The organism is Dapis purpurea BLCC-M126 (assembly GCF_050015975.1).
In the GTDB taxonomy this organism is placed as follows: domain Bacteria; phylum Cyanobacteriota; class Cyanobacteriia; order Cyanobacteriales; family Microcoleaceae; genus Trichodesmium.
In genome coordinates, this window is the sequence record NZ_JBNHER010000018.1 from 1 (window position 1) to 1,958 (window position 1,958).

Annotated in this window: 1 protein-coding gene; it reads right to left on the reverse strand. The window is 37.2% G+C overall.

Features of this window, described 5'->3' with window-relative positions:
* Positions 1-433 precede the first annotated feature (433 nt).
* Positions 434-1,492: an N-acetyl-gamma-glutamyl-phosphate reductase gene (gene argC, locus ACP6PL_RS02865; protein ID WP_426542336.1), complete on the reverse strand. Its 1,059-nt coding sequence runs from the start codon at positions 1,490-1,492 to the stop codon at positions 434-436.
* Between the last annotated feature and the right edge of the window lie 466 nt (positions 1,493-1,958).

The following is a 1,958-nucleotide window of genomic DNA, read 5'->3' on the forward strand; positions in this document are numbered from 1 at the left end:
CAGCCAATGAAACGTCAACCCGCCGAGGAGCTACGGTTCGGTAGGAATCCCCGCGTCTTTTAGGCCGGGGAGGATGTCAAATGGGCTTCATTGACTCCTTTATTATATGATGTCGCTGAGAGCCAAAAATAGTATATTGGTCTTCTGCAATCGCTTCGTTAGTCCCTAGCATGGTTTACTAATCATAACCATAGCTGTAATATTTTTGTGATAAGTCTGGATCTAATATAGAGTCTGCTTGTATAGTATATGTTCATAACTACAGTTTAATATTCAATTTTCCCCTACTCCCTCACTCCTACAACTATATAATAAGTATTCAACCAGATTTGATACAAGGTTAGTAGGTGGCATAATACCACCAAAAACTAACTAACCAATTGCCGAACAAATATGTGGGTGTAGATAGACATAAAACAACAAAACTATACCATTAGGGATAAAAGCTTAACTGGGGCAACCCTAAAGTTTCTTCCCAACCCATCATCAAGTTCATACACTGAACTCCTTGTCCAGCTTGACCTTTGAGCAGATTATCAATAACTGACATGATAATAACTCTATCTGTGCGGTGATCGACTTCAATACCGAGATAACAGAGATTAGTGCCACAAACCCATTTAGTTTGAGGATAAGTTCCACTGGGTAAAACTTTCACCCAAGGGCAATTACGATAAAAAGCATTGTAAATAGTCAACAAGTCTTCTCGCACTAACCCTGGGTCTCGGAGAGTACCGTAGACTGTAGCTAATATTCCTCGTACCATTGGCATGAGATGGGGAGTAAATTGGACTTTCACATCATAACCAGCTAAGTTACTACAAATTTGTTCAATTTCTGGCGTGTGTCGGTGACTAGCTACTCCATAAGCACCAATAGAATTATCAGCTTCAGCTAGTAAAAGATTAATAGCTGCTTTTCGCCCACCTCCCGATGTACCTGACTTGGCATCAATAATTGCAGTTTCTGGTACTATCAAACCCTGTTTAAATAGTGGAGCAAGTGCTAAGAGACTAGCAGTAACATAGCAACCAGGGCAACCGATCAGTTGAGCATTAGCTATGCGATCGCGATACAATTCTGGTAAACCATAAACAGCAGTAGCAGCTATATTTTTGTCTGTGCGTTCTCCACCATACCAAGATTGATAAGTCTCAAGATTAGCAAAGCGATAGTCAGCAGATAAGTCTAATACTTTACATCCTTTTTCCAATAAAGTAGGTGCTATTTTCCAAGCTAAACCATTGGGTAAGGAGAGGAAGACTACTTGACATTTACTGGCAATTTTGTCCAATTCAATTGGCTCTACCATTAAGTCTACAGAATGTTCCAGGTGAGGATAAATTGAAGAAAAAGGTTTTCCTGCACTGCTATCTCCTCCCAAGTAAACAACTTCAACTTTTGGATGATCCTGGAGCAGTTTCACAAGTTGCACCCCGCCATAGCCAGAAGCACCTACAATTCCTATTGGCACAGGTGCTGATTCTTTCATAGTATTAACTCTCCTAAGTAATTTTAGTAGCAAAAATTTTAACTTTTGCTGCATTTTAGTACCAAAATTAAAATTTGGTGGTATATTATATTTTGTTTTATAATTTAATAATATTTTTTTATTGTCTTGATTAGAGCTTATCGTAATGTTTGTGACGAAATAAGGGTTTTTTGTGCCAAATATGAGATTGTATTAAGTTTTGTTAATTAAAAATATGTAGATAGTCAATTGGCCATATTAAATATAAAGAATTGTTATTTTAATATCAATTCCTATATAGGAAGATCATAAACTTTATTCTTAGTCAAAAATGTAGTTATTACAGAAAAGAATATGTCTCCAGTGCATCGGCCTCGTCGCCTTCGTAACCATTCTCAGCTACGTTGCATGGTAGGAGAAAATATGGTTAGTTTCAATAATTGATAATTGATAATGAATAATTGATAATTACCTCTCCCTAAAAGGA

Coding starts and splice junctions, on each gene's coding strand:
- argC (WP_426542336.1), bottom strand. CDS start 1,492: ATGAAAGAATCAGCACCTGTGCCAATAGGAATTGTAGGTGCTTCTGGC.